Origin of the sequence: Enterobacter cloacae complex sp. BZL2005 (assembly GCF_049238885.1) — a bacterium.
Lineage (GTDB): Bacteria > Pseudomonadota > Gammaproteobacteria > Enterobacterales > Enterobacteriaceae > Enterobacter > Enterobacter roggenkampii.
In genome coordinates, this window is sequence record NZ_JBMKGI010000036.1 from 1 (window position 1) to 4,205 (window position 4,205).

The following is a 4,205-nucleotide window of genomic DNA, read 5'->3' on the forward strand; positions in this document are numbered from 1 at the left end:
GAATGATGTCACGCTGAAAATGCCGGCCTTTGAATGGGTTCATGTGCAGCTCCATCAGCAAAAGGGGATGATAAGTTTATCACCACCGACTATTTGCAACAGTGCCCATAATAACTATTATTGTTTCTTATCAATAAATTATGGAAAAACATACCTTGACCGAGGCATCCATAGTGCTATGTTTACGGTAAGCGACACAGCGCTTGGGCTGCACTCCTGAGGGACCATTACATTCGAGGATGATGCCTGTCTGCTATGTCAGGTTGGTCAAACCCTTCGCCCCGCAAGCGAGACAATCAGCAAGGAAGATTAATAGTATTGGCAATCTGTAGCGAAGAGTTGCAGTACTGCCCCTTCCATCATCCACAATGATAGCTATCAGTAAGTTAACGAAAATGAGAGGGCATCGGAAATGCTCGAAGTTGAATTTCAGGAATGGTTGAAGAGCAGAGGCGCCAAAACGCAAGCAGGCCTCAATTCCCGTATTTATGCTGTCAAAACTATAGAAAAAAATCTCGCAGCACTTGGTTCTCCTCATGCAGATCTGGATGCAGCCTACCAGGCGGATGGATTTGCGCAATTGCGGCAGCGGATCAAAGAGATTCGCCGTGATGCCAAAGACAACGGCAATGACTATAGGTTACTAATGCCTGAATCAGAGCAACCGCTTAACCGATTGTCCAACTGGAATAGCTGGCTCGGACAATATGGACGTTTTCTGAGCGGTGATGACTCTCAGGCCGACGAAATTCGGGATTATGTCCTTGAAAACTACATCACCCCAGCCAGAGAGCGAGGTGACGCAAGTGTCACCCTGGTAGTTGGTCCTCTGAATACTGAAATGGGTCTCGACAAGGGATGGCCGAACATCTGTCAAGCTCTTGATGGTCAAAAATTTCAGGAACTAGCGGATGTTCCCCCTCCGGTGACGGAAGGGCCTAAAAAGAGCACAACCCGGAAATATACGTTCATCCTTACGGAAGGAAGCGAACTGGTGGCCCAGACTAAACCAACTCCGACTAACCTTATTTTTTACGGTCCTCCAGGTACCGGAAAGACCTATCACACGGCGAGGGAAGCCGTAGCGCTCTGCGATGGCAAAGATGCCTATCCGAACTCAAAAGATGGGCGTGCGGCCCTGATGGCGCGCTATAACGAACTGATGGCAGAAAAGAGAATCTCTTTCGTCACATTCCACCAGAGCTATGACTACGAAACCTTCGTTGAGGGTCTTCGTCCAGAAATCGGTGAAGATGAGTCTTCGTCTGCTGGATTCAGACTCATGCCTACGCCGGGGCTCTTCAGAGAAATTTGTGCCCTTGCCGATCAGGCCAGAACACAACCCCGTGCACAGACAGATGCCTCGGCACTGCAACTATCCAAGAAACGCTTCTGGAAAATGGGGCAAGGGACAATTGGCACCGAAGACGATGTGTATGAAGATGCCCGCGACAATGGGTATATCGCTCTGGGGTGGGGTGGGACCATAGACTGGAGCGCGGATAGATTCTCATCGTTCAACGCGATTCATGATGAATGGATCAAGCAAAATCCAGGGAATCTGACGCCTAGTAACTGGACGCAAACCTATCCCTTCCGTTGCGAAATGAAGCCTGGTGATATCGTGATTGTCCCTTACGGGAACACTGCGTTTCGCGCTATCGCTGAAATAACTGGTGATTACTATTTCGTTCCTGAAGCCGAAGGTTACTATGCCCACCGCCGCCCAGTTCGCTGGCTACTGACCCTTGATGAACCACTGCCACTCGATACAATTATCGATGGTAACTTCACCATGCGGACGCTCTATTCCATTGCCACCAGTCGTGTGAATATCCCGGCGCTAGGCAGACTGCTCTCGAGTACAGAGAACCTGGATAATAGTTCCGATGTTAAAGGACAACCAGAACAATTCGTCCTCATTATTGATGAGATCAACCGGGCAAATATCTCGAAAGTGTTCGGTGAACTGATTACGTTAATTGAGCCGGATAAACGCCTTGGAATGCCTGATGCACTCACCGTAACTCTGCCTTATTCGAAAAAGAAAGATTTTGGCATCCCCGCCAACCTTCATATCATAGGCACCATGAATACCGCCGATCGATCCATCGCATTGCTCGACACAGCATTAAGGCGGCGATTCAACTTCCGGGAAATGGCTCCCGACGCGACCCTGCTAAGTGAAGTAGAGGGGATCGATCTCAAAGCCGTTCTTACCACCATCAACCAGCGTATTGAATATCTTATAGGTCGGGAATATCGCATTGGACACGCCTTCTTTATCAATTGTGAATCCAGGGCACAAGTTGAAGATGCAGTGCGCAATAAGGTCATACCGCTGTTACAAGAGTATTTCTTCGAGGACTGGAGCCGAATCGCGGCAGTGCTGGGCGATGGTTTTATGCAGGAAGCGCAGATTTTACCGCCACCCGGAATAGAGGGGGAACCATTATCAAGCTGGTCGGTACGTGCACCGTTCAGAAATGACGCCTTTGATCGACTGATAGGCAAAACCAGAACGTTAAATGTCACCGATCTTGAGGTGGCTGGTGAATCGAAAGAATGACGCACCTCACGGTTCGCGAATGGGGTGGTGTTTGTGTGAACACTGAAAGCAGCATAAACGCTCCTCATGCTTTTACCCGCCCTCAGGCTAACGCGCTGCTTACGGCGGCGCGCGAGCATCCGCTGGCAAATCAGCACGGTACTAATATCTTAATCGATCGCCATAACAAAATTATTGCCGGGCAAATGGTTGGGGTCATTGCCGCTCCGGGATGTAGCCTTGAGATCCTGCCCAAATTCGACGACGAGACGATAGAACCGGACGCCACAATACGCAATCGCCTGATACGTATGCTTGATGTCGCCCTCGGCCTTAAACTCGGCAATGGACAGGCTGCAACAATGGCGAGACAAGCTGAAAGCTTACTTGAGATACTCATCCGCTTGTTCGCCGAGCGACTCTTATCTGAAGTACATCGGGGATTACCGCGCACCTATTTGGCACAGGAAGACGATTTGCCCTCATTGCGCGGAAGGCTCAATATCAAACGACAATTCACTATGCTTGCCGTCCGCCCCGACCGTCTCGCCTGTCGTTACGACGAACTGTCGGCTGATACCGCCCTGCTTCGAATTATGAAGGCGTGTGTAGTTCTGCTTCACCATTATGCCCGCGCTGCTGATACGCTCTGTCGTCTGAATGAATTGCGCATCCTGTTATCGGGTGTTAGCGACGTCCCTTTCAGTCATCTGCCGTGGTCACAGGTACGGATCGACCGAACCAATCATCGCTGGGAAGCCCTCTACAATCTGGCACGTCTTCTCCTGCGACGCGACTGGCAAGCTACACACCACGATAAACGAGCGCAGAACGGGATTACACTGCTTTTCCCAATGAACGACCTGTTCGAGGCATATATAGCGGCGCTGGCGAAGCGTGCTGTACGCGGTACGGAATGGACGGTTCGTGCACAGGCAGGCAGGTTATACTGTCTGATCGAGGACGTAAAAGAAGGCAAACCACGCTTCCAGACCCGACCAGATCTGCTTATCGAGCGGAACCATCAGATTGTTATGATGATAGACACTAAATGGAAGCGTATTGGTCGTCATCCCGAAGATGCCAGGCATGGCATATCGCAGGCTGATGTCTACCAGATGATGGCCTATGCACGGATTTATCAATGCCCACAAGTTATGCTTCTCTATCCACATCATGCAGGTCTGGGAACGCAACCTCTGAATGCAGGCTATAGGATTCTAGCAGGCAAGGAACAATTACAGGTGGCTAGTGTGAATCTGGTTCTCGATGAGGACAAGATTGTCGAGCAGTTAATTAACCTACTCGGCATCAACACGCAGTGAGGCGAAAAGGCGAGACCGTGACCTGCCCCCAGGATTAGATACAACCGTCAGTTAGTAAGGTCGGTTTGTTTACCTTCACATTTTCCATTTCGCCACCGTGCTGCAAACTCTGATGGCGTCTGATAATTCAGTGCTGAATGTGGACGACACTCGTTATAATCCTGCCGCCAGTCATTAATGATTTTCCTTGCGTGAACGATATCGCTGAACCAGTGCTCATTCAGGCATTCATCGCGAAATCGTCCGTTAAAGCTCTCAATAAATCCGTTCTGCGTTGGCTTGCCCGGCTGGATTAAGCGCAACTCAACACCATGCTCAAAGGCCCATTGATC

4 protein-coding genes are annotated in these 4,205 nt (G+C 50.0%); 3 read left to right on the top strand and 1 reads right to left on the bottom strand.

Going from position 1 to position 4,205, the window contains the following annotated elements; genetic code table 11:
• From ACOTXI_RS24075 to ACOTXI_RS24085, 3 genes are all read left to right on the top strand, one after another.
• A partial coding sequence (locus tag ACOTXI_RS24075; protein ID WP_421766151.1) for a hypothetical protein occupies positions 1 to 220 on the top strand: 220 nt, incomplete at its 5' end.
• Positions 221 to 412: 192 nt separating this feature from the next.
• The gene (locus ACOTXI_RS24080) at positions 413 to 2,569 is read left to right on the top strand and encodes an AAA family ATPase (protein ID WP_000895052.1); all 2,157 of its coding nucleotides are present in this window, start codon (positions 413 to 415) and stop codon (positions 2,567 to 2,569) included.
• The gene (locus ACOTXI_RS24085) at positions 2,566 to 3,873 is read left to right on the top strand and encodes an McrC family protein (RefSeq protein WP_000149431.1); all 1,308 of its coding nucleotides are present in this window, start codon (positions 2,566 to 2,568) and stop codon (positions 3,871 to 3,873) included. Before ACOTXI_RS24080 ends, ACOTXI_RS24085 begins: the two co-directional genes overlap by 4 nt.
• 47 nt (positions 3,874 to 3,920) lie before the next feature.
• On the opposite strand, the gene ACOTXI_RS24090 is transcribed toward ACOTXI_RS24085, so the two are convergent.
• On the bottom strand, positions 3,921 to 4,205 hold a 285-nt coding region (locus tag ACOTXI_RS24090), incomplete at its 5' end, for an integrase core domain-containing protein (RefSeq protein ID WP_131091101.1).